The organism is Ornithinicoccus sp. (assembly GCF_057176825.1).
On sequence record NZ_CM169976.1, the window covers coordinates 1,405,476 to 1,431,604 of the forward strand.

Annotated in this window: 24 protein-coding genes and 1 pseudogene; 18 read left to right on the plus strand and 7 right to left on the minus strand. The window is 71.7% G+C overall.

What is annotated here, in order from left to right; genetic code table 11:
* The first annotated feature begins 5 nt into the window (after nucleotides 1–5).
* The 3 genes from rimI to AC1QRC_RS07305 are packed head-to-tail and all read left to right on the plus strand — an operon-like array spanning nucleotide 6 to nucleotide 3,248.
* On the plus strand, nucleotides 6–455 hold the full coding sequence (gene rimI / locus AC1QRC_RS07295) for a ribosomal protein S18-alanine N-acetyltransferase (RefSeq protein WP_484206112.1): 450 nt from the start codon (nucleotides 6–8) through the stop codon (nucleotides 453–455).
* A complete protein-coding gene (gene tsaD / locus AC1QRC_RS07300) occupies nucleotides 448–1,488 on the plus strand; it encodes a tRNA (adenosine(37)-N6)-threonylcarbamoyltransferase complex transferase subunit TsaD (protein WP_484206113.1) in 1,041 nt (346 codons plus the stop codon). Before rimI ends, tsaD begins: the two co-directional genes overlap by 8 nt.
* Complete coding sequence (locus AC1QRC_RS07305; protein ID WP_484206114.1) at nucleotides 1,485–3,248, plus strand: glycoside hydrolase family 3 protein; 1,764 nt, start codon at nucleotides 1,485–1,487, stop codon at nucleotides 3,246–3,248. The genes tsaD and AC1QRC_RS07305 overlap by 4 nt, the downstream gene beginning before the upstream one ends.
* An 11-nt stretch (nucleotides 3,249–3,259) precedes the next feature.
* Here the strand turns inward: AC1QRC_RS07305 and AC1QRC_RS07310 are convergent, their stop codons facing one another.
* Complete coding sequence (locus tag AC1QRC_RS07310) at nucleotides 3,260–4,486, minus strand: THUMP-like domain-containing protein (RefSeq protein WP_484206115.1); 1,227 nt, start codon at nucleotides 4,484–4,486, stop codon at nucleotides 3,260–3,262.
* 53 nt (nucleotides 4,487–4,539) lie between these two features.
* On the opposite strand from AC1QRC_RS07310, the gene AC1QRC_RS07315 reads away from it, so the two are divergent.
* The 3 genes from AC1QRC_RS07315 (at nucleotide 4,540) to groL (ending at nucleotide 7,999) form a co-directional block, all read left to right on the plus strand.
* Nucleotides 4,540–5,787 carry a phospholipase D-like domain-containing protein gene (locus AC1QRC_RS07315; RefSeq protein ID WP_484206116.1) on the plus strand — a complete coding sequence of 416 codons (1,248 nt, stop codon included), beginning with the start codon at nucleotides 4,540–4,542 and terminating at the stop codon, nucleotides 5,785–5,787.
* A gap of 226 nt (nucleotides 5,788–6,013) precedes the next feature.
* A complete protein-coding gene (gene groES / locus AC1QRC_RS07320; protein WP_484206117.1) occupies nucleotides 6,014–6,313 on the plus strand; it encodes a co-chaperone GroES in 300 nt (99 codons plus the stop codon).
* A 90-nt stretch (nucleotides 6,314–6,403) separates the two neighbouring features.
* Complete coding sequence (gene groL / locus AC1QRC_RS07325; protein ID WP_484206118.1) at nucleotides 6,404–7,999, plus strand: chaperonin GroEL; 1,596 nt, start codon at nucleotides 6,404–6,406, stop codon at nucleotides 7,997–7,999.
* 78 nt (nucleotides 8,000–8,077) lie between these two features.
* Here groL and AC1QRC_RS07330 read toward each other — a convergent pair whose 3' ends face one another.
* Nucleotides 8,078–8,374, minus strand: a complete 297-nt coding sequence (locus tag AC1QRC_RS07330; protein WP_484206119.1) for a WhiB family transcriptional regulator — start codon at nucleotides 8,372–8,374, stop codon at nucleotides 8,078–8,080.
* A gap of 142 nt (nucleotides 8,375–8,516) precedes the next feature.
* Between AC1QRC_RS07330 and guaB the strand changes: the two are divergent.
* Nucleotides 8,517–10,035: pseudogene (gene guaB / locus AC1QRC_RS07335) on the plus strand (IMP dehydrogenase).
* Here guaB and AC1QRC_RS07340 read toward each other — a convergent pair.
* On the minus strand, nucleotides 10,024–10,848 hold the full coding sequence (locus AC1QRC_RS07340) for a dioxygenase family protein (protein WP_484206120.1): 825 nt from the start codon (nucleotides 10,846–10,848) through the stop codon (nucleotides 10,024–10,026). The pseudogene guaB and the gene AC1QRC_RS07340 overlap by 12 nt on opposite strands.
* Nucleotides 10,849–10,924: 76 nt before the next feature.
* Between AC1QRC_RS07340 and AC1QRC_RS07345 the strand changes: the two genes are divergently transcribed.
* The 7 genes from AC1QRC_RS07345 (at nucleotide 10,925) to AC1QRC_RS07375 (ending at nucleotide 18,358) form a co-directional block, all read left to right on the plus strand.
* The gene (locus AC1QRC_RS07345; RefSeq protein ID WP_484206121.1) at nucleotides 10,925–12,046 is read left to right on the plus strand and encodes a GuaB3 family IMP dehydrogenase-related protein; all 1,122 of its coding nucleotides are present in this window, start codon (nucleotides 10,925–10,927) and stop codon (nucleotides 12,044–12,046) included.
* Between the two features lie 81 nt (nucleotides 12,047–12,127).
* On the plus strand, nucleotides 12,128–13,495 hold the full coding sequence (locus tag AC1QRC_RS07350) for a YncE family protein (protein WP_484206122.1): 1,368 nt from the start codon (nucleotides 12,128–12,130) through the stop codon (nucleotides 13,493–13,495).
* A 17-nt stretch (nucleotides 13,496–13,512) separates the two neighbouring features.
* Nucleotides 13,513–14,340 (plus strand): SURF1 family protein, encoded by an 828-nt coding sequence (locus tag AC1QRC_RS07355; RefSeq protein WP_484206123.1) that lies wholly within the window; start codon nucleotides 13,513–13,515, stop codon nucleotides 14,338–14,340.
* Nucleotides 14,333–14,665 (plus strand): DUF3817 domain-containing protein, encoded by a 333-nt coding sequence (locus AC1QRC_RS07360; RefSeq protein ID WP_484206124.1) that lies wholly within the window; start codon nucleotides 14,333–14,335, stop codon nucleotides 14,663–14,665. Before AC1QRC_RS07355 ends, AC1QRC_RS07360 begins: the two co-directional genes overlap by 8 nt.
* Nucleotides 14,666–14,674: 9 nt before the next feature.
* Entirely contained in the window at nucleotides 14,675–16,252 is a 1,578-nt protein-coding gene (gene guaA / locus AC1QRC_RS07365) for a glutamine-hydrolyzing GMP synthase (RefSeq protein WP_484206125.1), read from the plus strand.
* A 4-nt stretch (nucleotides 16,253–16,256) separates the two neighbouring features.
* Nucleotides 16,257–17,597 (plus strand): DUF1727 domain-containing protein, encoded by a 1,341-nt coding sequence (locus tag AC1QRC_RS07370; RefSeq protein WP_484206126.1) that lies wholly within the window; start codon nucleotides 16,257–16,259, stop codon nucleotides 17,595–17,597.
* The gene (locus tag AC1QRC_RS07375) at nucleotides 17,594–18,358 is read left to right on the plus strand and encodes a type 1 glutamine amidotransferase (RefSeq protein WP_484206127.1); all 765 of its coding nucleotides are present in this window, start codon (nucleotides 17,594–17,596) and stop codon (nucleotides 18,356–18,358) included. Before AC1QRC_RS07370 ends, AC1QRC_RS07375 begins: the two co-directional genes overlap by 4 nt.
* 86 nt (nucleotides 18,359–18,444) lie before the next feature.
* Here AC1QRC_RS07375 and AC1QRC_RS07380 read toward each other — a convergent pair whose 3' ends face one another.
* Complete coding sequence (locus AC1QRC_RS07380; protein ID WP_484206128.1) at nucleotides 18,445–19,605, minus strand: lysylphosphatidylglycerol synthase transmembrane domain-containing protein; 1,161 nt, start codon at nucleotides 19,603–19,605, stop codon at nucleotides 18,445–18,447.
* Between the two features lie 252 nt (nucleotides 19,606–19,857).
* Here AC1QRC_RS07380 and AC1QRC_RS07385 point away from each other — a divergent pair, with 252 nt between their 5' ends.
* The 3 genes from AC1QRC_RS07385 (at nucleotide 19,858) to AC1QRC_RS07395 (ending at nucleotide 22,056) form a co-directional block, all read left to right on the plus strand.
* On the plus strand, nucleotides 19,858–20,961 hold the full coding sequence (locus tag AC1QRC_RS07385) for a glycosyltransferase family 4 protein (RefSeq protein WP_484206129.1): 1,104 nt from the start codon (nucleotides 19,858–19,860) through the stop codon (nucleotides 20,959–20,961).
* Nucleotides 20,939–21,628 (plus strand): NUDIX hydrolase, encoded by a 690-nt coding sequence (locus AC1QRC_RS07390; RefSeq protein WP_484206130.1) that lies wholly within the window; start codon nucleotides 20,939–20,941, stop codon nucleotides 21,626–21,628. Before AC1QRC_RS07385 ends, AC1QRC_RS07390 begins: the two co-directional genes overlap by 23 nt.
* A 62-nt stretch (nucleotides 21,629–21,690) precedes the next feature.
* Nucleotides 21,691–22,056: a hypothetical protein gene (locus tag AC1QRC_RS07395; RefSeq protein ID WP_484206131.1), complete on the plus strand. Its 366-nt coding sequence runs from the start codon at nucleotides 21,691–21,693 to the stop codon at nucleotides 22,054–22,056.
* Between the two features lie 64 nt (nucleotides 22,057–22,120).
* On the opposite strand, the gene AC1QRC_RS07400 is transcribed toward AC1QRC_RS07395, so the two are convergent.
* From AC1QRC_RS07400 to AC1QRC_RS07410, 3 genes are read right to left on the minus strand one after another with little or no spacing between them, the layout of a single operon-like run.
* Nucleotides 22,121–22,543: a hypothetical protein gene (locus tag AC1QRC_RS07400; protein WP_484206132.1), complete on the minus strand. Its 423-nt coding sequence runs from the start codon at nucleotides 22,541–22,543 to the stop codon at nucleotides 22,121–22,123.
* The gene (locus AC1QRC_RS07405) at nucleotides 22,543–22,938 is read right to left on the minus strand and encodes a hypothetical protein (RefSeq protein ID WP_484206133.1); all 396 of its coding nucleotides are present in this window, start codon (nucleotides 22,936–22,938) and stop codon (nucleotides 22,543–22,545) included. The genes AC1QRC_RS07400 and AC1QRC_RS07405 overlap by 1 nt, the downstream gene beginning before the upstream one ends.
* Nucleotides 22,935–23,414: an N-acetyltransferase family protein gene (locus tag AC1QRC_RS07410; RefSeq protein WP_484206134.1), complete on the minus strand. Its 480-nt coding sequence runs from the start codon at nucleotides 23,412–23,414 to the stop codon at nucleotides 22,935–22,937. The genes AC1QRC_RS07405 and AC1QRC_RS07410 overlap by 4 nt, the downstream gene beginning before the upstream one ends.
* A gap of 78 nt (nucleotides 23,415–23,492) precedes the next feature.
* Here AC1QRC_RS07410 and pcrA point away from each other — a divergent pair, with 78 nt between their 5' ends.
* Nucleotides 23,493–26,105 (plus strand): DNA helicase PcrA, encoded by a 2,613-nt coding sequence (gene pcrA / locus AC1QRC_RS07415; protein WP_484206135.1) that lies wholly within the window; start codon nucleotides 23,493–23,495, stop codon nucleotides 26,103–26,105.
* The last annotated feature ends 24 nt before the right edge of the window (nucleotides 26,106–26,129 follow it).

Below are 26,129 nucleotides of genomic sequence, written 5' to 3' on the forward strand. Positions count from 1 at the left end.
GCCCGATGCGCTGGCCGGACCTGGCCCAGGTGACCGCGCTGGAGGCCCGCCTGTTCCCCGAGGACCCCTGGTCGGACGCGAGCTGGTGGGCCGAGTTGGCGGCCCGTCCGCGGCGGGACTACGTCGTGCTGCTGGACGAGGACGGCGTGATCGTGGGGTATGGGGGGACGGATCGCGGGGGTGACACGGTCGACGTCATGACGGTCGCCGTGGACCCGTCCCGACAGGGCAGTGGGCACGGTAGGACCCTGCTGACGGCGCTGCTGGAGCGGGCCGTCGACGCCGGTGTCGGCGCCGCCCTGCTGGAGGTGCGGGCGGACAACGCCGCGGCGATCCGGCTCTACGAGCGGCACGGCTTCACCCTGCTCCGGACCCGCCCGCGCTACTACCCCGGGGGCGTGGACGCCCTCGTGATGCGGGCCGACCTGACCCGGGAGGTGGCGACCCGTGGCTGATCCACTGGTGCTGGGGCTGGAGTCCAGCTGCGACGAGACCGGAGTCGGCCTGGTGCGTGGCACCACCCTGCTGGGCCACGCCGTCGCCAGCAGCGTCGAGGAGCACGTGCGCTTCGGCGGCGTGGTGCCCGAAGTTGCCAGCCGGGCCCACCTGGAGGCCATGGTGCCGACGCTGGAGCGGGCCTGCGCCGAGGCCGGTGTGGGTCTCGGGGACGTGGACGCGATCGCCGTGACCTCCGGACCCGGCCTGGCGGGGGCGCTCCTGGTCGGCGTCGGGGCAGCCAAGGCGCTCGGCATCGCCCTGGACCGTCCCGTGTATGCCGTGAACCACCTGGCCGCGCACGTCGCCGTGGACATCCTCGAGCACGGCCCACTGCCCGAGCCCACGATGGCGTTGCTGGTCTCGGGTGGCCACACCAACCTGCTGCTCGTGCGCGACATCGCCTCGGACATCACCTCCCTGGGCACCACCATCGACGACGCGGCAGGGGAGGCCTTCGACAAGGTGGCGCGGGTGTTAGGCCTGCCCTACCCCGGAGGCCCCCATATCGACCGCGCGGCGCAGGACGGCAGCGCGACGATCCGGTTTCCCCGCGGGCTGACCTCGGGTCGTGACATGGAGCGGCACCGCTACGACTTCTCCTTCTCCGGCCTGAAGACGGCGGTGATCCGCTGGGTCCAGGCTCGGGAACGGTCCGGTGAGCAGGTGCCCGTCGCCGACGTCGCGGCGAGCTTCCAGGAGGCAGTGGCGGACGTGCTGACCCGCAAGGCCGTGCTCGCGTGCCGGGAGCACGACATCCACGACATGGTGCTGGGCGGAGGGGTCGCCGCGAACAGCCGGATCCGCGGGCTCATCGAGGAACGCTGCGCGGCCGAGGGGATCCGCCTGCGGGTGCCGCGCCCCGGGCTGTGCACCGACAACGGGGCGATGGTGGCGGCGCTGGGTGCCCAGGTCCTGCGGGACGGTCAGGCCCCGTCGGCGCCGGACTTCCCCGCGGACTCCTCGCTCCCGGTGGAGCAGGTGCGAGGGTGAGGCTGTCGCGCCCGGCGCTGGGCGTCCTCGTGGCCACCGGGCTGCTGCTCACGGGCTGCACCGGGTCGGTCGAGGACGAGGACCCGGCCAGCACCGGAAGTGCGAGCGCACCGGACATGACGGGTGGATCCACCACCGATGACGGGGCCGCCACGAGCGAGGGGAGTGGGGCGACCGGGGGACCGGACGGGACCTCCGGGACCGGCGACCCGACCCCGGAGGATTCTCCCGGGATCGTGGCGGGTCTGCCGTCGGCTGACGAGCTGGACCGGGCCCGCGAGGAGGTGCGCCACCTGTCGCTGGAGGAGCTGGCCGGCCAGCTGGTCGTCGCCTCCTACGGTGGCACCGACGCGGGGGAGGCGGCCGACCTGGTGAGCCGCCACCATCTCGCCGGGGTGATCACGCTGGGGGACAACGTGCCAGAGGACCCCGACCTCCGCACCGAGGCGCTGCAGGACCTGACGGCGGCCGTCGACGAGGCGGTGGCCGCGGACGGGCGGGACTGGCCGGCCTTCCTCGGGATCGACCAGGAGGGCGGCCCGATCACCCGCGTCGGGGACCCGCTGCAGACCTGGCCCTCGGCGATGGCGCTCGGGGCGGCCGGCGACACCGACCTGGCGCACGATGTCGCCCTGGCCTCGGGGGAGCAGGTGCGGGCGCTGGGCTACACGGTGATCTTTGCGCCGGTGGCCGATGTCACCTCCGGCCCCGACGACCCGACGATCGCCGCCCGGTCACCGGGCAGCGACGTCGACCTGGTGGCCACGATCGCGACCGCGCAGGCCGACGGGTATGCCGACAGCGGGCTGGTCCCGGTGGCCAAGCACTTCCCGGGTCACGGGTCCGTCACCGCCGACACCCACCTCGGCTCGGCCGTCCAGGACGCCGACGTGGAGACGTTGCGCGAGCGCGACCTGGTCCCGTTCGCCACGATGGCCGACGAGGGGGTGCCCGCGATGATGACGGCCCACATCGAGGTGGAGGACGTCGACCCCGGGCGTCCGGCAACCCTGTCCGCTCCGGTGCTGACCGGGATGCTCCGGGAGGAGCTCGGCTTCCAGGGTCTGATCATCACCGACGCCCTCAACATGGGCGCCATCGTCGACGGCTACGGCGCCGGTGACGCCGCCGTGCTGGCCGTCGAGGCGGGTGCGGACGTCCTGCTCATGCCCGCCGACCCCGGAGGTGCCACCGCGGCCCTGGTCGAGGCCGTCCAGGGCGGCACGCTGGAGCGCAGCCGCCTGGAGGAGTCCGCGGCACGGACCATCGCCACGCTCCGTCACCTGGAGGACGTGCCGGAGCCGGACGCGGAGGTGATCGGCACCGGGCGCGACCTGGCGGTGCGTGCCGCGGCGGCGTCGATCACTCAGCTCTCCGGCACCTGCGGCGCCCCGCTGGTCGGCGACTCCATCCAGATCGTCGGTGGCACCGAGGCCGACCGCCGGCGGCTGTCGGAGGCGGCCGGGGAGGCTGGGCTCGGGACCGGATCCGGGGATGTCGTCGCGCTGCTCGGCGCACCGGACTACCAGGCGGGTGGAGGCGGCGGCGGGACCGGGGGTGCCTCGGCCGACGTGGTGGTCGCCCTCGACGTCCCCTACGCACTCGCCGACAGCAGCGCGAGCACGGCGCTCCTGGCGGCCTACGGGCGGGACTCGGCGACCTTCGAGGCCCTCGTCGAGGTGCTCACCGGCGAGGCACCGGCGCCCGGGACGTTGCCGGTGGCGGTGGGGGAGCACCCCGTCGGCACGGGGTGCGACTAGGCCCCCGGGTGTCACCCCGGCTGGACGGGCAGCACGACGGGACGGCCCGCGATGCGGGTGACCACGACGACCGCCTCCGCGTCGCCGCTCAGACGCAGCTGGCGGCGCAGGTCGTCAGGGTCCACCCGCACCCCCCGCTTCTTGATGGTGAGCCGCCCGAGCCCGCGGTCCCGCGCCCAGGCCCGCAGCTTCTTGGGGTGCAGCGGGAGCACGTCCTGCACCCGGTAGCGGCTGGCCCAGGCCAGGTCGGCGGCCCGGTCCGCGGTGACGTAGCCGACCCCGGCATCCAGCTCGGCGCCCTCGACGGCGGCCGCGAGCGTGCCGACCAGACCGGCCTGCAGCACGGCCTTGTCGGGCTCGTAGAGCCAACTCCCCACCTCGGCCCCCGCGCGGAGGGTGGGCGCGGGGCCCGGTGCCTCGTCGTGGACCCGGACCCAGCCCGACCGGGTGTGCGCCAGGGCGCTGCGACCCGGAGAGCGGACGGCGTCCCCCCACCAGATGGTGCACTCCAGCGCCTCGCCCCGGAACGAGACCCACTCCGCCTCCGCCCCGTAGGGCACGCGGGCGTGCGGGAAGGCCGGGCTCAGTTTCGCCCCGGCCGCAGGCACCCGGGCCGCCACCTCGCGCACCGTGTCCCAGGACGGGGAAATCTCCTCGAGGCGGAACAGCCGTCGGGTGCGGCCGGCCTGGTCGGTGGCCCCCGGGAGCCGGCGCGCCGGGTCGAACCAGGCGCCGCACCCCGTGGCCGCCGGCCCGGTCGGCAGGTCCGGCAGCACGTGGTCCACCGGTGCCGTCCGGACCTCCGCCCGCGGCCAGGGGCGCAGGTTGACCTCCGCGACCGCGGCGGTCGCCGGGTCGGCCTCGACTGCGGTGACGCGCAGCCCGGCCGAGGCCGCGGCCATGGAGTCCGCCCCGATTCCGCACCCCAGGTCCCACAGCCGGGTGGTGCCGCACTCCACGAACCGTGCGGCGTGGCGGGCCGCGAGCTCGGACCGGGTGGCCTGCTCCAGCCCGTCGGGGGTCAGCAGCATCGCGGCGACCCGGTCGCCGAACTTCTCCCGCCCCCGTCCCCGGAGCCGGGACTGGGTGAGGGCAGCGGCGACCAGGTCGGGGTCAAAGCCCTCCGCCCGCAGACGCGAGCCCAGCGCGATGACCTGCTCCTCGTCATACGGGGGCAGTGACTGCAGCAGTCCCCAGCCCTCGCCGCTGCCCAGGCGGCGCACCAGGTCGGGATCCATGGGTCCCATGATCCCCCACCCGCGGGACCGGCCCGAACGGGTAGGTTGACCGTATGTCGTCACTGCGCAGCCGGGTCCGCTCGGCCCGGCGGGTGGCTGTCGGGGTGGGGGCCGCCACGTTCGCGGCCCAGATGGTCGCCGCGGGTGCCGTGATCGGGGTGGACGCGCTGCGCAAGCGACGCACCACGGAGGTGCACGAGGCCCCGGCGCATGACCCGAGTTGCTCCCCGGTGGGGGAGAACGTCATCACCACCTACACCTACGGGGAGCACCTCTACGACGCGATGCTGGAGGCGATCGCGGAGGCCACCGACTACGTCTACCTGGCCAGCTACATCTGGAAGGGCGACGAGGTCGGGCAACGGTTCAAGGACGCGCTGGTCGCGGCGGCCAACCGCGGGGTGCGGGTGTGCGTGGTCTTCGACGGCTTCGCCAACCTCGTCGTGCCCCGGGCGTTCAAGCAGTTCCCGGACACGCTGCACGTGCTGAAGTTCCCGACCGTGCGCGGAGGATTCCTGCTCAACCTGAGGCGCACCGGGAGGGACCACCGCAAGGTGCTGGTCGTGGACGGACGCGTGGGGTTCGTGGGGGGCTACAACATCGGTGGCGTCTACGCCACCCAGTGGCGGGACACCCACGTCCGGGTGGAGGGGCCGGCCGTGTGGGAGCTGAGCAACACCTTCGTCGACTTCTGGAACCGGCACCGGCACCGCAACCACCCGGACCTGCCGGACAGTGGCCACCCGGACTGGACCAGCCCGGTGCGGGCCTCGCGCAACGAGCCGAGCCGGTTGGTGTTCCCGGTCCGCAACATCTACCTCGAGGCGATCGACCGGGCGATGGAGCGGATCTGGATCACCCAGGGGTACTTCATCCCCGACCGCGAGATCCAGCAGGGGCTGCTGATGGCGGCCGAGCGCGGCGTCGACGTGCGGGTCGTCATGCCCGCCGTGTCCAACCACGTGATCGCGGACTGGGTGGCGCGCGGGTCCTTCGACGAACTGCTGCGCGGCGGGGTGCGGCTCTACCTCTACGAGGGGGCCATGGTGCACGCCAAGACGGCCACGGTGGACGGGCAGTGGACCACCGTGGGGACGGCCAACATCGACCGGCTCTCGCTGATGGGCAACTACGAGGTCAACCTCGAGATCCGCGACCCGCGCCACGCGGCCGACATGGAGGAGGTCTTCCGCCGCGACCTGACCAACTGCCACGAGATGACCTGGGCGGAGTGGCAGGAGCGGGGGCTGCTGCCCCGGGTCGTCGAACGGTTGCTGCACCCGTTCAGCCCGCTGCTCTGAGGCACCCGCAGGGGCTCGGGGGCCCCGTCGCCCGCGGGGACCGGGGCGCGTCCTGGCACTCGGTTTGACCGAGTGCTAATCCGCGACATAGATTCGTTCCTGGCACTCGCCGGTGGCAAGTGCCAGCCAGGTCCCGGTCGAAGCCGACCCCCGCGACGGCGGCCCCGGCCGGACCAGACAGACCACGTCAGACATTTGTCGACACACCTGAAGGGAAGGCCCCACCGTGTCGGTTTCCATCAAGCCGCTCGAAGACCGGATCGTCGTCCAGGCCGTCGAGGCCGAGCAGACCACCGCCTCCGGCCTGGTGATCCCGGACACCGCCAAGGAGAAGCCCCAGGAGGGCGAGGTCCTGGCGGTCGGCCCGGGTCGCTGGAACGAGGACGGCGACGAGCGCATCCCGCTCGACATCGCCGTCGGCGACCGCGTGATCTACAGCAAGTACGGCGGCACCGAGGTCAAGTACGGCGGTCAGGAGCTGCTCATCCTGTCCGCGCGTGACGTGCTGGCCGTCGTCGCCAGCTGACACCTCGAGACGCCCCGGTGACCCTGCACGCATTGCGGGTCCCCGGGGCGCTCGTCATATCCGTGCCCGTGGAAGGAAGTAGGCCGATCAATGGCTAAGCAGTTGCAGTTCAACGATGACGCCCGCAAGGCGCTCGAGCGGGGCGTGGACGCCCTCGCCAACGCCGTCAAGGTGACGTTGGGCCCCAAGGGCCGCAACGTCGTCCTCGACAAGAAGTGGGGCGCCCCCACCATCACCAACGACGGGGTCACCATCGCCCGCGAGGTCGAGCTGGACGACCCCTACGAGAACATGGGCGCCCAGCTGGCCAAGGAGGTGGCCACCAAGACCAACGACATCGCCGGTGACGGGACCACCACCGCGACCGTGCTCGCCCAGGCCCTGGTCAAGGAAGGTCTGCGCAACGTCGCTGCGGGCGCCGCCCCGTCGGGGCTCAAGCGCGGCATCGACGCTGCCGTCCAGGCGCTGTCCGACCAGCTGCTGGCCAACGCCCGCGAGCTCGAGGGCCGTGACGAGATCGCCCAGGTCGCCAGCCTCTCCGCCCAGGACGAGGTCATCGGCAACCTGATCGCCGACGCGTTCGACAAGGTCGGCAAGGACGGCGTGATCACGGTCGAGGAGTCCTCGACCGCGGTCATGGACCTGGAGTTCACCGAGGGTATGCAGTTCGACAAGGGCTACCTCTCGCCGTACTTCGTCACCGACACCGAGCGCATGGAGGCTGTCCTGGAGGACACCTACGTGCTGCTGCACCAGGGCAAGATCTCCTCGGTCGCGGACCTGCTGCCGCTGCTGGAGAAGGTCGTCGGCGAGAGCAAGCCGCTGCTGATCATCGCCGAGGACGTCGAGGGCGAGGCCCTGTCGACCCTGGTGGTCAACAAGATGCGCGGCACGTTCAACGCGGTTGCCGTGAAGGCCCCCGGCTTCGGGGACCGTCGCAAGGCGATGCTGCAGGACATGGCCACCCTGACCGGCGGCCAGGTTGTCGCCGAGGAGGTCGGCCTCAAGCTCGACCAGGTCGGGCTCGAGGTGCTCGGCAAGGCCCGTCGCGTCGTCGCGACCAAGGACGGCACCACCATCGTCGACGGTGCCGGTGCACCCGAGGACGTGCAGGCGCGGGTCGACCAGATCACCGCCGAGATCGCTGCGACCGACTCCGACTGGGACCGCGAGAAGCTGCAGGAGCGGCTGGCCAAGCTGTCCGGCGGGGTCTGCGTGATCCAGGTCGGGGCGCACACCGAGGTGGAGCTGAAGGAGAAGAAGCACCGCGTCGAGGACGCCGTCTCCGCGACCCGTGCGGCGATCGAGGAGGGCATCGTCGCCGGTGGCGGCTCCGCGCTCATTCACGCCGCCACGGCCCTGGATGCGCTGTCGCTCGAGGGCGACGAGGCCGTCGGTGTCACGCTGGTCCGCAAGGCGGTCCACGAGCCGCTGCGCTGGATCGCCGAGAACGCCGGGCTCGAGGGCTACGTGGCCACCGCCAAGGTGGCCGAGCTCCCCGCGGGTCAGGGGCTGAACGCTGCGACCGGTGAGTACGTCGACCTGGTCGGGGCCGGTGTGCTGGACCCGGTCAAGGTGACCCGGTCCGCGCTGCGCAACGCCGCGTCGATCGCCGCGATGGTCTTGACCACCGAGACGCTCGTGGTGGACAAGCCGGAGGACGAGGAGGACGAGCACGCGCACTGAGCGACTGCTCGCCCGAGACACGAACGGGCCCGCCCCGGCCGCTGGTGCGGTCGGACGGGCCCGTTCGTGCGTCCGCGCTCAGTTGGGGGACGGCGGGGCAGGGACCAGGTGCGGCGCCTGCAACAGCCGCTCCCGCTCCGCCTCCGTCATCGCCCCCCAGACGCCGAACGGCTCGTGCGCCCGTAGGGCGTGCTCGCGGCACTCCTCCAACACGGGACAGCGTCGGCATACCTGTTTGGCCATGTCGTCGCGGCGGCGGCGCGCGGCGCCGCGCTCCCCCTCGGGGTGGAAGAAGACCTCGGGGCTGACGTTGCGACACAACCCCTGGAACTGCCACTCCCACAGTTCGGCCACTGGTGCTGGCTCTGCGCTCATCTCACGCAACCTCCCAGATCGTCGGTGCTTCCGGCACCGTGGCAACGCCACCAGCAGGCGACGCTCCCGGCACCTGCCACTCTAGGTGGAGACGGCACCGACGGGAAGTGGGAGGCGGAATCGGGCCGCTTAGACTGGTGCCATGACCTCGGCCGCCCCGCTCCCCGAAGTCCCGTCCGCCTTCAGCACGATCGGTCTCACCTTCGACGACGTGCTGCTGCTGCCGGGAGAGACCGACGTCATCCCCAGCGACGCCGACACGGCGACCCGGCTGACCCGCAACATCGCGGTGCAGACACCGCTGGTGTCGGCCGCGATGGACACCGTCACCGAGGCACGGATGGCCATCGCGATGGCCCGCGCAGGGCGGCCTGGGGATCCTGCACCGCAACCTGTCGATCGAGGACCAGGCGACCCAGGTCGACCGGGTCAAGCGGTCGGAGAACGGCATGGTCACCGACCCGGTGACCATCGGTCCCGAGGCGACCCTGGCCCAGATGGACGGGCTGTGTGGCCGGTTCCGGATCTCCGGGCTCCCGGTAGTGGACGACGGCGGGGCGCTGGTCGGCATCATCACCAACCGCGACATCCGGTTCGAGTCCGACTTCTCCCGCCCGGTGCACCAGGTGATGACCCCCGCGCCGTTGGTCACCGCCCCGGTCGGGGTCGACAAGGACGAGGCGCTGCGGCTGCTGGCGGTCAACAAGATCGAGAAGCTGCCGATCGTCGATGACCGGGGCCAGTTGCGCGGGCTGTTCACCGTGAAGGACTTCACCAAGACCGAGCAATACCCGCTGGCCACCAAGGACGACACGGGCCGGCTGCGGGTGGGCGCGGCCGTCGGCTTCTTCGGCGACTCCTGGAAGCGGGCCATGGCCCTGGTCGAGGCCGAGGTGGACGTCCTGGTCGTGGACACCGCCAACGGGCACGCCCGGGGGGTCACTGACATGATCCGCAGGCTCAAGTCCGACCCCGCCACGGCGGGTGTCGAGGTGGTCGGGGGCAACGTGGCGACGCGTGCCGGGGCGCAGGCACTGGTTGACGCGGGGGCGGACGCCATCAAGGTCGGGGTAGGCCCTGGCTCGATCTGCACGACGCGGGTCGTGGCCGGCGTGGGGGTGCCCCAGGTCACCGCGATCCACGAGGCGTCCCTGGCCGCCGGCCCGGCCGGCGTCCCGGTCATCGGCGACGGTGGGCTGCAGTACTCCGGCGACATCGCCAAGGCCCTGGTCGCGGGTGCCGACACGGTGATGCTGGGCTCGTTGCTGGCCGGGTGTGACGAGTCGCCCGGGGACCTGGTCTTCATCAACGGCAAGCAGTACAAGTCCTACCGCGGCATGGGGAGCCTGGGTGCCATGCAGTCCCGGGGGCGTGGGGTGTCCTACTCCAAGGATCGCTACTTCCAGGGTGACGTGGCCGACGACGACAAGGTGATCCCCGAGGGGATCGAGGGCCAGGTGGCCTACCGCGGCCCCCTCGCCGCCGTCGCCTACCAGCTGGTCGGGGGACTGCGACAGTCCATGTTCTACGTCGGCGCCCGGACCGTCCCCGAGTTGAAGGAACGGGGTCAGTTCGTGCGGATTACCGCGGCGGGACTCAAGGAGTCGCACCCGCACGACATACAGATGACCGTCGAGGCACCCAACTACTCACGCGGCTGAGCCGCCTCCTGCCCCGAACTGCCAGGACCGTTTGGACAGGCCGAACCAGAACCCGTCGACCGTGCTGTCCGCCGCGAGGTCACCGGAGGCGTCCGCGGCGCCCAACGCGACGTAGAGCGGTGCCCAGTGCTCGGTCCGGGGGTGTGCCTCGTGCGCAGCCGGGGCCACGGCCTGGAAGGTGAGCAGGGCGTCGATGTCCTGCGCGGCGACCGCCTCGGCGGCCCAGTGGTCGAACTCGGCCGACGCCTGCGGTGGCGGGGCGTCGGCTCCCGCGTGCGGGTCGAACCACCGCAGGTTGTGGGTGGTGAACCCGGAGCCGATGATCAGCGTGCCCTCGTCGCGCAGCTCGGCCAGCTCCCCGCCGAGCCGGAACAGCTCCTGCGGCTCCAACGTCGGCAGTGACATCTGCAGCACCGGGACGTCGGCGCCGGGAAACATCTCCACCAGGGGGACGTAGGCGCCGTGGTCCAGACCGCGCCCCTGGTCCTGCTGCACCGGGCCCCGGTCGGACAGCAGCGAGGTGACCCGCTCGGCGAGCTCGGGCGCGACGGGCGCGTCGTACCGCACGTCGTAGTACTTCTGAGGGAACCCCCAGAAGTCGTACAGCAGGGGCGTTCCGGGCCGGGTGGAGCTCAGCGCCAGCGGGTTGTTCTCCCAGTGGGCGGAGACGACGAGGATGTTGCGGGGCCGGGGCAGGGCCGCCGACCAGGCGGAGAGCTCGGCACACCACCGGGCGTCGTCGGCCAACGGAGGGGCCCCGTGGGACAGGTACAGGACGGGTTGGCGGCTGCCGGCGGGGGCGGAGGGGGTCACCGCTCCATCCTGCCGCGCCACGCGCCGCGACGGTAGGGCGCACCGATCGGTCCCCGCCGCCGGATAACCTGAGCGGGTGAGCGAGATCGAGATCGGACGTGGCAAGCGCGGACGGCGCGCGTACTCCTTCGAGGACATCGCGGTGGTGCCGTCCCGGCGCACTCGCGACCCCGAGGAGGTGTCGATCTCCTGGCAGATCGACGCCTACCACTTCGACCTGCCCGTGATCGCCGCGCCGATGGACTCGGTCGTCTCCCCGGCGACCGCCATCGAGGTGGGCCGACTCGGGGGTCTGGGCGTGCTGGACCTGGAGGGGCTGTGGACCCGCTACGAGGACCCTGCCACCCACCTGGCGGAGATCGCCTCCCTGGACGCCGGTGCCTGCACGGCCCGTCTCAAGGAGCTGTATGCCGCCCCCGTGCGACCCGAGCTGATCACCGAGCGGCTGCGCGAGATCCGGGACGCCGGGGTCACCGTCGCCGGCGCGCTGTCGCCGCAGCGGACGCAGCAGTTCTGGAAGACCGTCGTGGATGCCGGCGTCGACCTGTTCGTGATCCGCGGCACCACGGTCTCGGCGGAGCACGTCTCCAGCAACGCGGAGCCGCTCAACCTCAAGCGCTTCATCTACGAGCTGGACGTGCCCGTCATCGTCGGGGGCGCCGGGACCTACACCGCGGCGTTGCACCTGATGCGGACCGGCGCGGCCGGGGTGCTGGTCGGGTTCGGCGGTGGTGCGGCCCTGCGCACCCGCAGCACGCTGGGCATCCACGCCCCGATGGCGACCGCTATCGCCGACGTCGCCGCAGCGCGCCGCGACTACCTCGACGAGTCGGGCGGGCGCTACGTGCACGTCATCGCCGACGGTGGCGTGGGCCTGTCGGGCGACATCGTCAAGGCTGTCGCGTGTGGGGCGGACGCCGTCATGTTGGGCGCCGCCCTGGCGCGGGCCGAGGAGGCTCCGGGGCAGGGTCACCACTGGGGCTCGGAGGCCCACCACCCGCTGTTGCCGCGGGGGGAGCGGGTGCACGTCGGCACGGCCGGCACGCTCGAGGAGATCCTGCTCGGGCCCGGGGTCGACGCCTCGGGGACCACGAATCTCACCGGGGCGCTGCGCCGGGCCATGGCTACCACCGGCTACAGCGACGTCAAGGAGTTCCAGCGCGTCGAGGTCGTCGTCGCGCCGTACCAGCCCCGCTGAGGCTGGCGCTCCCCGGCGCGTTCGGCCGTCATCTGGCCCCCTGCCCCTTACCCTGGGACCGAGGAAAGGGGCATACCGGGTATGCAGATTCGCCAGGAGAGCGTCTTTCGGCGCCGTCGCAGGGTGGCCGGTGGCGCGGTGGCGCTGCTCGTGGCCGGGATCTCGCTGACGGCCTGTCTCGGGGGTGAGGACGACGCCGCACGCGACACCGAGGCCGCGGCCGAGCAGACCGAGGGCGGGGGACTGCTCGGCTCCGGCGGAGTGCTCGGCGACGGCGACGACGCGACCGCGTCCGGCGGGCCGGACGGCACCGGGGACGGGGACGAGGACTCCACGACGGGCGAGGACGACGACGCCGGGGACGAGGGCTCCGGGGACGACAGTGCGGATGGCACCGGGAGCGAGACGGCCGAGCAGGCGCTGCCCTCGGCGGAGTCGTCCATGGAGCGGATCGACTACCTCACCGGTGGCATCACCCCCAAGTCGGTGGTGGCCTCCGGCGACGGGCTGGTGATCGCCAACAACATGATGTACAGCCACACCATGACCGTCTACGACTCGACCAGCCACGAGTTGCTGGAGACGCTGTCCGACACGGTCGTGATGGAGGACTTCGGCATCGAGGACCACCCGGGGGAGTCACGAGGGTCGCCCGTGGAGGCCGCCTGGACCGACGACGGGCAGTACGCCTACGTCTCGCAGTACACGATGTACGGCCAGAACTTCGGCCGGGAGGGCTTCGACGACTGCAGCCCCGAGAGCGGGGTCGGAGCCTCCTACCTCTACCGTTTCAACGCCGCGGAGATGGCCTGGGACCAGGTGATCCGGGTCGGGGCGGTCCCCAAGTACGTCGACATCACCCCCGACCAGAAGAAGGTCCTGGTCAGCAACTGGTGCGACTCCACCGTGTCGGTCGTCGACCGGGAGAGCGCGCAGGAGGAGACGGTCATCCCGATCGCCGCGGCGCCCCGGGGCATCGAGGTGCTCCCGGACAACCGCACCGCCTACGTCGCGGCGATGTATGCCGACAAGCTGTTCAAGGTGGACCTGCAGGAGGGCACCTCCGAGCTCCTGATGGACACCGGCCGCAAACCCCGGCACCTCAACCTCTCCCCGGACGGCAAGTACCTCTACATGGCGGTCAGCGGGGCGAACACGATCTACAAGATCGACACCGAGACCGAGGAGATCGTCGACGAGGTCGTCTCCGGGGCCGAGCCCCGGAGCATGAGCATCTCCCCGGACGGCAGCGCGCTCTACGTGGTGAATTACTACGAGCCGTCCGTCGCCAAGATCTCCACCGAGGACATGGAGGTGCTCCAGAAGGAGCCCACCGACGCCAACCCGATCGGCATCACCTACGACGCGGCGACCCACCAGGTCTGGGTCGCCTGCTACGGCGGCAGCATCTACGTCTTCGACGACCAGGCAGGGTCCGCCGCAGACTGATCGCCTACCCTGCAGGGGTGTGGCGCACCCTTGTGAAACCTCGGTGGCTGCTGCTGCTCGGGGTGCTAGTCGTGGTCGTGGTGACCTTCGCCCGCCTCGGCATGTGGCAGTTGTCGGTCGCCCAGTCGGCAGCGGTGGAGCAGGCCCGCGAGGAGCAGTTGGCACGGCCGGTCGCCCCTTTGTCCGAGGTGATGACACCCCATCAGCGCTTCCCCGACGACGGTGCCGGCCGCCCGGTGACCACCCTGGGCAGTTTCGACGCCGAGCGCCAGTTCCTCGTCCCCGACAGGGTCCTGGACGGCGTCGACGGCTACTGGGTGGTGGCCCCGCTCGTGGTCACCGACACCGGGGCCTCGCTGCCGGTGGTGCGCGGATTCATCACCGACCCCGACGACGTCGACCGGCCCGAGCGCACCGAGCTGACCCTCACCGGCACCCTCGCCCCGGGCGAGGCACCGCAGACCCGCACGGATCTGCCGGAGGGCCAGATGGACAGCGTGGACCTGTCCGCCCTCGCCAATGCGTGGCCGGGCGAGCTCTACAACGCCTTCCTCTTCGGCACGGCTGAGGAGCCTGCGGTGAGCGGTGACCAGGTCCAGCCCGTGCCGCCCCCGACGTTCGGCGGGGAGACGGACTGGCGCAACCTGGGCTACGCCCTGCAGTGGTGGGTGTTCGCAGCCTTCGCCATCTTCATGTTCGTCCGCTTCGTCAGGGACGACCACGAACTGGACCGGGCCGAGGCCGCCGCCACGGTGCCGGACGAGCCGACCACACGGCATACAGTGACGGGGTCGGAGGACCCCGGTGACACCCCTGCGGAGAGGACCCCCACCCAGCATGTCTGACCAGGCAAAACTCACGTTCTTCCGGGTGATGGCGTTCATCGTGGGCGTCGCCCTGCTGATCCTGACCCTGCACATGGTGCTGCGCTACGGGTTCGACAACCACCTGCTCGACTGGTGGGCGATGCCGCACGGGTTCCTCTACATGGTCTACCTCGTGGCGGTGATGCTGCTCGGGTTCGAGCTGCGCTGGGGGATGGGCCGCATCGTGGGGGTCATGCTCGCGGGGGTGGTGCCCTTCCTGTCCTTCTACGTCGAGCAGCGGGTGAGCCGGGATGCCCAGGCGCAGTTGGCGGCGCGGCGCGGATCCTCGGCCGACCGCCGGTAGCCTGTAGCGGTGACAGACGCCCTCCACGAGCGCCCGGTACTCGTCCTCGACTTCGGCGCGCAGTATGCCCAACTGATCGCCCGACGGGTCCGCGAGGCCGACGTCTACAGCGAGATCGTCCCGCACGACACCCCGGTCGAGCAGATCCTGGCCCGTGACCCGGCCGCCCTGATCCTCTCCGGGGGGCCCTCCTCGGTGTATGCCGACCGCGCGCCGGCGGTCGACCCGGCCCTGTTCGGCGCGGGGGTGCCCGTGTTGGGCATCTGCTACGGCTTCCAGGCGATGGCGCGGGGACTGGGTGGTGAGGTCGCCCAGACCGGGATGCGGGAGTACGGCGAGACCAAGGCGCGCATCAGCGACACCGACAGCACCCTGTTCGACGGGCAGCCCGGCGAGCAGACCGTGTGGATGTCGCACGGTGACTCGGTCTCGACCGCTCCGCAGGGGATGCAGGTCACCGCGACCACGCCGGGCGCCGAGGTCGCGGCCTTCGAGGACGACGAGCGCCGCCTCTACGGCGTGCAGTGGCACCCGGAGGTGCTGCACTCGGCCTTCGGGCAGCGAGTGATCGAGAACTTCCTGCTCCGCGGCGCCGGGATCGAGCCGACCTGGACGCGGGTCTCCATCGCCGAGGAGCTGGTCGCCTCCGCCAGGGAGACGATCGGCGACGCCCACGTGATCTGCGGGCTGTCCGGGGGCGTCGACTCGGCGGTGGCCGCCGCGCTGGTGAACCGCGCTGTCGGTGACCAGCTGACCTGCGTATTCGTCGACCACGGCCTGCTCCGCGACGGCGAGGCCGAGCAGGTGGAGAAGGACTTCGTCGCCGCCACCGGGGTGGACCTGGTGGTGGTCGACGCCCAGCAGCGATTCCTCGACGCCCTCGCCGGGGTGAGCGACCCCGAGGAGAAGCGCAAGGCGATCGGGCGAGAGTTCATCCGGGTCTTCGAGCAGGCGGCCCGTGACATCGTCGGCACGGCCGATGACGACGGCCACCCGGTGGAGTTCCTGGTCCAGGGCACCCTCTACCCGGATGTCGTCGAGTCGGGTGGCGGCAGCGGCACCGCCAACATCAAGAGCCACCACAACGTGGGGGGACTGCCGGACGACCTCCAGTTCACCCTGATCGAGCCGCTGCGCACCCTCTTCAAGGACGAGGTGCGTCAGGTCGGGCTGGAGCTCGGCGTGCCCGAGGAGATCGTGTGGCGTCAGCCGTTCCCCGGTCCCGGTCTCGGGATCCGGATCGTCGGCGAGGTCACCGCGGACCGGCTGGCGACGCTGCGGGCGGCCGACCGGATCGCCCGGGACGAACTGACCCGGGCCGGGCTGGACCGCGACATCTGGCAGTGCCCCGTCGTGCTGCTGGCCGACGTGCGCTCCGTCGGGGTGCAGGGTGACGGCCGCACCTACGGCCACCCGGTGGTGCTGCGGCCGGTCTCCAGCGAGGACGCGATGACCGCCGACTGGACCCGGGTGCCCTACGACGTGCTGGCCCGCATCTCGAACCGGATCACCAACGAGGTGCCGGAGGTCAACCGCGTCGTCCTCGACGTGACCAGCAAGCCGCCGGGCACCATCGAGTGGGAGTGAGGCGATGAGCGCGCAGCCGACCCGTGGCTCCCGGGTCCGGACTTCCGTGGCCCTGGTCGCCGGCAAGGCCGCGCGCCTGGCCTCGCGGGTGCGGGGCGGGGGGTCGGCGCTGCCCGGCCTGGTCACCGAGCGGATCGACCCGGCGGTGCTACGGCATACCCTCGCGGTGCTGCCCCGCGGGATCGTCGTGGTCAGCGGGACCAACGGCAAGACCACGACCACCAAGATGGTGGTGGCGCTGCTGCGGGAGCACGGGGTCCGGGTGTTCACCAACCCCACGGGGAGCAACTTCACCCGTGGGGTGATCAGTGCGATGTTGGGGGAGGTGTCGCTGCGCGGTCGCCTGGACGTCGACTGTGCCGTCCTGGAACTGGACGAGGCGCACGCGCTGAAGTTCGCCGCAGAGGTGGCGCCCACCCACTCGCTGTTGCTCAACGTGGCACGCGACCAACTCGACCGATTCGCCGAGATCGACCACACCGCCCGGCTGCTCACGACGCTGGCCGAGCAGACCACGCACGGTGTCGTGCTCAACGTCGACGACTCCTTCATCTCCCGCATCGTCGACCACGTCGCCGAGGGGGTCGAGGTCTCCTGGTTCGGCGTCGATCCCTCGATCGCCGACCGGCTCCCGGAGTTGCAGGAGGCCGACGTCCGGTTCGCTGACGGCGACGACGGCCCCCAGACCGGGGAGGGCGACCTGGTCGGCCTGCTGCACCCCGAAGACGACCGGGCCTTTGCCGTCCGGTTCGCCGACGGAGAGGACGTCGGCCCCGTCACCCTGCGCCAGCGGGGCCTGGCGGCCATGATCAACGCCACGGCGGCCACGACGACCGTGCGGGCCCTGTTGGGGGCGGAGTTCGAGGCGGCGAGCGCCGTGCGGGCACTGCAGGCTGTCGCCCCGCCCTTCGGGCGCGGTGAGGTGATCGACGTCGGGGGCCACCCCCTGGAGCTGGTGCTGGTGAAGAACCCCGCCGGGTTCACCGTCGCCCTGGGGACCTACGGCAACGAGCCGGTGGCCACCATGATCGCGATCAACGACGACTACGCCGACGGCCGGGACGTGTCCTGGCTCTACGACGTCTCGTTCGAGAGTCTGCGGGAGACCGGCGTGGCGATGACCTCGGGCGTGCGCGGGTGGGACATGGCGCTGCGGCTGCGCTACGACGGGGTGGACACCGACCGGGTGGAGACCGACCTGGACGCCGCACTGGAGGCCTTCCTGGCAGAGCACCGGGGGGAGGCCACTCGGATCTTCTGCACCTACACGGCCATGATGCACCTGAGGCGCCGCCTCGCCGCCCGGTTCGGGCTCGCCCGGTTTGGAGAGGACGCGCCCTCATGAGCGAGCAGCCACCCGTCCCGATGCCGCCGGAGGCCGAGAGCAAGGGCGAGGTGCACGTCGTGCACCTGTACCCGCGGGAGATGAGCATCTACGGCGACCTCGGCAACACCCGCTGCCTGAGCGCCCGCCTGGCCTGGCACGGATACACCCCCGTCGTCCACGCCCACCATCCCGGCGCGCCCTGGCCCGACCGGGTGGACCTGCTGGTCGGCGGGGGTGGCCAGGACTCCGGCCAGGTCCGGGTGCAGGACGACCTGGACCGCAACGCCGACACCCTGCGCGGGCTGGCCGCCGACGGCGTGCCCATGCTGATGATCTGTGGGATGTACCAACTCTTCGGCAACGCCTTCATCACGGTGGACGGTGCCCGGCTGCCGGGACTGGGGATCCTGGACGTCACCACCCAGGGCAATGCCACCCGGATGATCGGACCGGTCGTCCTGGAGACCGACTTCGGCACCGTCGTGGGCTATGAGAACCACTCGGGGTCGACGGTGCTGGAAGGCGGGCAGCAGCCGTTCGGCAGCGTCCGCCACGGCAGGGGCAACAACGGCGAGGACAGCACCGAGGGCGCCCGGTCGGGTCATGTCATCGGCAGCTACCTGCACGGACCGATCCTGCCGGCCAACCCCGCGCTCGCCGATGCGCTCCTGGAGATCGCCGCGACTCGTGCCACTGGCGAGTTCGTGCCGGGTGAGATCGATGACACCATCGCCGACCAGGCACACCGTCGCCAGGTCGCCAGGCTGCTCGACAGCTGACCGGACCTCTCGGTCGCCAGATCACGCGTTCGGTGCCGGCCAGGACCGCCAGATCACGCGTCCGGTGGGGTCTGGGGACCGCCAGATCAGGCGTCCGGTGGGGAGGTGGGGTGGGGCGGGGTGTCGCGTGGGTCCCGGGACGTTGGCTTCGGCTCGGGCAGCGACTCGGTGAGGACGACCTCCTCGCCTCCCGGGCCCAGTTGGACGCGGGTGGGATGGTTCGGTCCGAACCACCACAGCAGCATCGCCCCGATCCCCAGCGGCACCGCCAGGACGTGGGTGAACACGGCATACAGCAGCGCCGCAGAGGCGGCTGCGGCCGGTGAGGCGCCGAAGGCGACGAGGACACCTGCCGTCCCCGCCTCGGTGATCCCCAGGCCGCCTGGGGTGATCGCCACGACGGTGAGGACCTGGCGGAAGGCGTAGGCCGCGAACATCTCCACGTAGGGCAACTCCACGCCCACGGTGTGGCAGGCCACGACATACAGCACGAAGAAGAACCCGAACATGCCAGCCAGGCCGAGGGTCATCCGGATTCCGTGGTCCCCCACGATGTTGGACATCCGGTCCCGCTGGTCCTGGATCAGGTGGTCGAAGTCCCGGACCCGACGCGCCCGGCGGGAGAACGGCCGGGCCAGACGACCGATGCCCCGACCCACCCGGTGGGAGAAGGAGTCGGAGTAGATGGCGGCGATGAACACGGCCAGGATCGCCAGGCCGATCGCCGAGGCGACACCCGTGCCGATGAGGACCGCCCGCGGGGCGTTGACCGGGCCGATCAGGATCACCAGGCAGGCCAGCACCGGCAGCACCAGACGGGCCAGGATGTTCCACACGCCGGTCACCACCAGGGAGGTGGAGATGTTGCGCTTGGTGAACTCCCAACTGCGATACATCATGTAGGTCACGGCCACGCCCACGGCCCCTCCGGCGGGCAGGATGTTGCTCACCATCGACCCCGCCGCGTTGACCATCAGCGCCCGCATGTGCGTGAGGCCGGGGAGCGAGCCGATCAGGGTGAACGTGTAGCAGTAGAGCCCGAGCAGCATCAGCACCAGCATGACCAGGGCGACCGGCGCCCCGACCAGGCGCAGTTGGGCGCCGATCTCGGGCCAGGTGGTGTCGGCCACCCGCGGCAGCCCCCAGACCAGCATCGACCCGGCCAGGGCGAATCCGACGAGCGACTGCACGACCTGGCGCCAGCCCACGCCGAACTTCGGCTCGAAGTCGTCACCCGTGATGCTCACGCGACCCCCTCCACGCAGTCCCGGGCCGCCCGCCGGGGTGTAGGGGCGGGAAGGTCCTCGCGTCCCAGGGCGCGGCGGCGGACCGCGATGGGCAGTGGCAGCACGGCCGCCAGAGTACGCCCTCCCGAGCCGTCCCCGTGCGGGCGAGTGACGCCACGACGCTGCCCGGCACCACCCACCTCCTTCCCCCGACGACTCACACACGGACCTCTGCCTGCCACTCCACGGTACCTGGCGTGGCAGGCTGGCCCCGTGAGGATCGTCCTGGTTTCCGACTGCTATCTTCCGCGGCTCGGTGGCATCGAGGTCCAGGTCGCCGACCTGGCCGAGCACCTGCGGGCCGCTGGCCACGACGTCGTGGTGGCCACCGCGACCCCGGGGCACGAGGAAACGGGCGTGGTCCGGATGTTGCCCCCCGTCCCGCTCCCCGTGCCGATCAACCCGTGGGCCGGTGCCGACCTGAGCGCGCTGATGGCGCAGGCGGACGTCGTGCACGTCCACCTGGGGATCGTCGCGCCGTTCGCCTCGATGGCGGCCCGTCGCGCCACCCGGATGGGGGCTGCGACGGTGGTCACGTGGCACAGCATGTTCGGGGCCAGCGCCCCGTTCCTGCGGTATGCCGAGCCGTGGCGGCGGTGGGTGCGCGACGGGGCGGTGCCCACGGCCGTGGGTCAGGCGGCCGCGGAGCAGGTGGCCCCGGCCATCGGGGGAGGCACTCCGGTGCAGGTGCTCCACAACGGCATCGAGGTCGCCGACTGGGTGGCCCCGGGGCCACCGCCGTCCGAGGGCCCCGTGCAGCTCTTCTGCGCGATCCGGATGGCCCGGCGCAAGCGACCCCTCACGGTGCTGCACCTGATGAACCGGATCCGGGAGGAGTTGGCGGGCGAGGTCGACGTGCACGCTGTCGTGGCGGGTGCGGGGCCGCTGCTTGCCCCGATGCGGGGTGTGGTCCGCAGGCAGGGTTGGTCGGAGTGGCTGCAACTGCCCGGGCGGCTGACCCGGCCGGAACTGGCGAGCAGCTACCACCGCAGCCACCTCTACATCGCCGCGGCGCGCCTGGAGTCCTTCGGGATCGCCGCGCTCGAGGCCCGTTCCGCCGGGATGCCCGTGGCGGGCCTGGCCGACAGCGGCGTCGAGGAGTTCATGGAGGACGGCGTCACCGGCATCCTGGCCCCCGACGACGAGTCGCTGGTGCAGCGGGCCGTGGCGCTGATCCGGGACCGGCCGTCGCTGGACCGGATCGCCGCCCACAACCGTGCCACCCCGCCGCCGCAAGCCTGGCCGGCCGTCATCGAGGAGACCCTGGCGACCTACGAGCGGGCGAGGAGGCTGCGTGCTGAGGCTGCGCGCGACTGACCCCGACGGTGCCGTCGTGCAGGAGCGGGCGGTGGCACACGGTGAGGACCCGGTCGAGTTGCTGCGCGCCCAGGGGATGGAGCCGACGTTCCGTGGGGCGCACCGGGAGTCCGATGCGTTGGTCCTGGAGTTTGCGGTCGTGGACAGGGTGCCGGCGCCGCCCTACCAGCGGGTGGCGGCCTACGCCGTCGTGCCGGCCGTCGTGGCGGGAGTCCCGAGCGTGTTGCTCACCTCCTTCTCGGGGACGCGCAGCGACGGGTGGTGGGGCCTGCCCGGTGGCGGCCTCGACCCGGGGGAGGACCCGCTGGACGGGGTCCGGCGTGAGGTGCACGAGGAGACCGGGCAGGACATCACTGGGCTCGCACCCCTGGAGGTCGTGTCCTCCCACTGGACAGGGCACTCTCCCGCGGGACGCCTCGAGGACTTCCACGCGGTGCGGTTGGTCTACCGGGCGGTCTGCGATCACCCGACCGCACCGGTCGTCCACGATGTGGGGGGCACCACCGCCGACGCGGCCTGGGTGCCACTGGCCGAGCTGGGGCGCGTGCCGGTCCTGGAGTGGGCCCGCCGGATCATTGTCACCGAGGTCACCGAGGCGCCGGAACTAACCGCGGCTACGGAGGTCACCGGGAGTACCGGCGTCTCCGACCACACCCAGGGGTCGTAGCCGATCGGATGCAGCGACCCCGGCGGGTAGCCCGGGCAGGCCCCTCGCCTACGCTCCAGGGCATGGAGTTCGTCTACAACGTCGCCGTCGGCCTGCACTTCGTGGGCCTGCTCGCACTCATCGTCGGCTACGTGATCGCCGTCACCCGCAAGGGCGAGCCCGTCGTCCCGGGGCCGCTGATGTTGTGGGGCGCCCGGGCCCAGGTGCTCACCGGGCTGGTGCTGGTGGGTCTGGGGGAGGCGGCCCTGGACAGCGAGTTCAACCACACCAAGATCGCGGTCAAGCTGGTGGTGGCGATCGCCGTCGCTGCGCTGGTAGAGATCTCGGGCGGACGGCACCGGCGCGGTGCCACGGCGAGCCCGATGCTGGTGCACGCTGCCGGCGCGCTGACTCTCGTCAACGCGGCGATCGCGTTCGGCTGGAACTAGGGGCGGGGGGTCGGGCGCTGGAGTCAGACCCCGGTCCCTCGAGCGAGAGACCCGCTCCCTCGATTCAGGCCTCGGTCCCGGTGGGTTCCGGGCCCCAGGGGCGGGTCTTCCACAACCACCACAGGCCCGCCACGGGTAGCACCAGGGGGATGTAGAGGTAGCCGCGGCCGAAGCCGCTCCACACCGTGTCGTCGGGGAAACTCTCCGGGGCCAGCACGCTCCACAGCCCGACCGCCAGGACCCCGACCATCTCGGTGCTGATAGCGACGAGGCTGACCCACCAGGCGCGGGCGCCGGAGATGCACAGCGAGACCGTCGCCAGGACATACACCGCGGCGGCGAGGGCGGACAGGCCGTAGGCCAGCGGCGCCTCGTGCCACCGGGTCGAGATCTGCACGGCAGCGCGGGAGACCGAGCCGATCACGAAGACCACGTAGACCGCGATGATGAGGCGGCCGGGGCCGGACGTCCTGGGGGACCCTGCCATCAGAACCCCACCCCGTACCAGACCTGCGCGGCACGGGCGACCATGACCGCGGCGACGAACCCGGCCAGCGCCAGGACGAACGTGCTCCACCGGGTGGGCTCCTCCCGGGCCCAGATCACCGCGAGCACCGGCAGCAGGATCACGGTGACCAGGTAGGCCCAGACCTCCCAGGCCGGACCCACCGGGTTCTGGCCGCCGAGGGAGCGCACCAGGTAGTTGCCGACGACGGCCAGGAGCACCACCTCCAGGGCTGCGGTGGCCCCCAGGGTGAGCCGGTCGGGGGCGCGGCCACGCAGCCCGGCGACCAGGCACACCGCGGCGGCGAGCAGGCCCACGACGAGCCCGACGGTGGTCCAGGCGTCGAGGTAGTCGACAGGCGCGGTGGGCTCGGTCATGCGGAGGTACCCAATCGCCGCAGCGCCTCGCCGGTCAGTCGCTGGGTCGTCCACTCATCGAGCGGCTCCGCGCCGACGTGGCGGTAGACCTGCTGCGCCGGAGTGTTCCAGTCCAGCACGGTCCACTCCATCCGGGGGTAGCCGCGTTCGACGCAGACGGCGGCGAGGGCTGCCAGCAGCCCGCGTCCGAGGCCCTGACCCCGGTGGTCTGGGGAGACATACAGGTCCTCCAGCCACATCCCGTTGGTCCCCTCCCAGGTGGAGAAGGTGAGGAACCAGACCGCGATGCCGACGACCTCGCCCTCCACCTCTGCGACATGGGCCCACGCCGTGGGAGATCCCTCGGTCGGCCACAGGCAGGCGGTGAAGGACTCGGGCGTGCCCGTCACCGCGTCCGGCTCCTTCTCGTATGCCGCGAGCTCGCGCACTAGATCGAGGATCCTGGGCAGGTCCGCGGGTTGGGCAGGTCGGATCACCGCACAAGAGTAATCCGTGTGCGGCCGGTGGAGGACAGGGCCGCGCACTCCTTCCACCGACCTAGACTGGTCGACACGATGAGCAGTCTCTTCGACGACGTCCCGCTGCCCCCGATGAACCCTGCCCAGGCCAGCGGCGCGGTCCCGGTGGACCGTGCCGAGGGCACCACCGGCCGTGCCGGGCGGGCCCCTGTTGGCCCTGCCGGGTCGGGCTCCGTCGACCCTGCCGGGTCGGGTGGGGTCGACGAGGCCGGCGTCCCCCTGTGGGCACTCGACGGCGGTGGACCGGCGCCGGACTTCGCAGCCACCGGGGACGCCCGCCCCAGCGACGCGGACCGCCACGCGGTCGACGTCGAGGCGCTGTTGACGGGCCTCAACGCGCCGCAACGCGAGGCTGTGGTGCACGCCGGCTCACCCTTGCTCATCGTCGCCGGTGCGGGCTCGGGCAAGACTCGCGTGCTGACCCACCGGATCGCCTACCTCCTGGCCGAGCGCAGGGTCCAGCCCGGGCAGGTGCTGGCGATCACCTTTACCAACAAGGCCGCAGCTGAGATGAGGGAGCGGGTGGCCACCCTGGTCGGCCCCCGGGCCAAGGCGATGTGGGTCTCCACGTTCCACTCCGCCTGCGTGCGCATCCTGCGCCGGGAAGCCGCCACGGTGGGCCTGAAGTCGACCTTCTCCATCTATGACGCCGCCGACAGCCAGCGGCTCATGGCGATGGTGGTGCGGGACCTGGATCTGGACCCCAAGCGCTACCCGCCGCGGGCCTTCACCGCCAAGGTGTCCGCTGCCAAGAACGAGCTGATCGACGAGGAGACCTTCGCCGCGGGGGTGGGCAACAACCCCTACGAGGCGAAGGTGGCGCAGGCCTACACGATGTACCAGCAGCGGCTGCGCCAGGCCAACGCGCTGGACTTCGACGACCTCATCGCGACGACGGTCCACATCCTGCGGGCCTTCCCGGCGGTCAAGGAGCACTACCGGCGCCGCTTCCGGCACGTGCTGGTGGATGAGTACCAGGACACCAACCACGCCCAGTACGCCCTGGTCAAGGAGCTCGTCGGCACCGGGGAGGACGTCCCCGACGCGGCGGCGCAGCAGGTGCCGCCTGCCGAGTTGTGCGTCGTGGGCGACGCGGACCAGTCGATCTACGCGTTCCGGGGCGCGAGCATCCGCAACATCGTCGAGTTCGAGCAGGACTACCCGCAGGCCCGGACTATCCTGCTGGAGCAGAACTACCGCTCCACCCAGCGCATCCTGCGCGCCGCCAACGCGGTGATCTCGCGCAACCCCAAGCGCCGGGAGAAGCAGCTGTGGACCGACTCGGGGGACGGTCCGATGATCGTGGGGTACGTCGCCGACGACGAGCACGACGAGGCATCCTTTGTGGCCGGGCGGATTGACGAGCTCGGCGACACCGAGGGAGTCCGTCCCGGAGACGTCGCAGTGTTCTACCGGACCAACGCCCAGTCCCGTGCGCTGGAGGAGGTGTTCGTCCGGCGGGGGCTGCCCTACAAGGTGGTCGGGGGGACCCGGTTCTACGAGCGCCGGGAGGTCAAGGACGCCCTGGCCTATCTGAAGGTGGTGGCCAACCCGGTCGACGACGTCAGCCTGCGACGCATCCTCAACGTCCCGAAGCGGGGGATCGGGGACCGGGCGGAGGGCGCCGTCGCCGCGCTCGCCGAGCGGGAGCGCATCCCGTTCGTCGCGGCCCTGGGGCGGCCGGAGGACGCGCCGGGCATCGTCACCCGGTCGGTCAGCGCGATCCGGGCGTTCACCACCCTGTTGGAGGGGTTGCAGGGCGTGGCGGGCGACGAGGGGTCCGGGGTTGCCGAGCTGCTCGAGGCCATCCTGGACCGCTCGGGGTACCTGGCCGAGCTCCGGGCCAGTCATGACCCGCAGGACGAGACCCGGGTGGAGAACCTCGAGGAGTTGGTCGCCGTCGCCCGGGAGTTCGACGACAACTACCCGGACGGGTCGCTCGTGGACTTCCTGGAGCAGGTCTCGCTCGTCGCCGACGCGGACGAGATCCCGAACGGCAGCGACGAGGACGCCGGGGTGGTGACCCTGATGACACTGCATACGGCCAAGGGGCTGGAGTTCCCCACGGTGTTCCTCACCGGTATGGAGGACGGCACGTTCCCGCACCAGCGGTCGCTGGACGACCCCGATGAGCTCGAGGAGGAGCGCCGCCTGGCCTACGTCGGGATCACCCGGGCCCGGGAGCGCCTCTTCCTGAGCAGGGCCGGGACCCGGGCGGCCTTCGGGACCCCGCAGTGGAACCCGCCGTCACGATTTCTCGACGAGGTCCCGCACGACCTCGTCGACTGGGAGCGCACCGACTCCGACCGCGCCAGCATGGCGGGGCGGCCGAGCGCCGCGGCCAGCCAGTGGTCGGGTGGCGGCCAGTGGTCGGGTCAGGGACCCCGCGCTGGCGGTGCCGCCGGTGGTCGGGGCTCCGGTGGCAGGGGCGCAGGCGTGGTCCGGCTCAACCCGCGCGGTTCCGGGCCGGCGGCCCCTCGCCAGCCGGTGTCGGTGACGACCGGAGACCGGGTGAGTCACGACGCCTTCGGGCTCGGCACCGTGATCCGGCTGGAGGGCCAGGGCGATCGCACCATGGCCCACGTCGACTTCGGGGAGATCGGTGTGAAGCGGCTGCTGCTGCGGTTTGCCCCCCTCGAGAAGCTGTGACCCCGTGTCCCCGGGGCTCCTGAC

What these genes read in the sequence shown, in the direction of transcription:
- rimI (WP_484206112.1), top strand. Translation starts at nt 6, where the DNA reads ATGCGCTGGCCGGACCTGGCCCAGGTGACCGCGCTGGAGGCCCGCCTG.
- AC1QRC_RS07310 (WP_484206115.1), bottom strand. Translation starts at nt 4,486, where the DNA reads ATGGATCCCGACCTGGTGCGCCGCCTGGGCAGCGGCGAGGGCTGGGGA.
- AC1QRC_RS07315 (WP_484206116.1), top strand. Translation starts at nt 4,540, where the DNA reads ATGTCGTCACTGCGCAGCCGGGTCCGCTCGGCCCGGCGGGTGGCTGTC.
- groL (WP_484206118.1), top strand. Translation starts at nt 6,404, where the DNA reads ATGGCTAAGCAGTTGCAGTTCAACGATGACGCCCGCAAGGCGCTCGAG.
- AC1QRC_RS07330 (WP_484206119.1), bottom strand. Translation starts at nt 8,374, where the DNA reads ATGAGCGCAGAGCCAGCACCAGTGGCCGAACTGTGGGAGTGGCAGTTC.
- AC1QRC_RS07350 (WP_484206122.1), top strand. Translation starts at nt 12,128, where the DNA reads ATGCAGATTCGCCAGGAGAGCGTCTTTCGGCGCCGTCGCAGGGTGGCC.
- AC1QRC_RS07360 (WP_484206124.1), top strand. Translation starts at nt 14,333, where the DNA reads ATGTCTGACCAGGCAAAACTCACGTTCTTCCGGGTGATGGCGTTCATC.
- AC1QRC_RS07370 (WP_484206126.1), top strand. Translation starts at nt 16,257, where the DNA reads ATGAGCGCGCAGCCGACCCGTGGCTCCCGGGTCCGGACTTCCGTGGCC.
- AC1QRC_RS07375 (WP_484206127.1), top strand. Translation starts at nt 17,594, where the DNA reads ATGAGCGAGCAGCCACCCGTCCCGATGCCGCCGGAGGCCGAGAGCAAG.
- AC1QRC_RS07395 (WP_484206131.1), top strand. Translation starts at nt 21,691, where the DNA reads ATGGAGTTCGTCTACAACGTCGCCGTCGGCCTGCACTTCGTGGGCCTG.
- AC1QRC_RS07400 (WP_484206132.1), bottom strand. Translation starts at nt 22,543, where the DNA reads ATGGCAGGGTCCCCCAGGACGTCCGGCCCCGGCCGCCTCATCATCGCG.
- AC1QRC_RS07405 (WP_484206133.1), bottom strand. Translation starts at nt 22,938, where the DNA reads ATGACCGAGCCCACCGCGCCTGTCGACTACCTCGACGCCTGGACCACC.
- pcrA (WP_484206135.1), top strand. Translation starts at nt 23,493, where the DNA reads ATGAGCAGTCTCTTCGACGACGTCCCGCTGCCCCCGATGAACCCTGCC.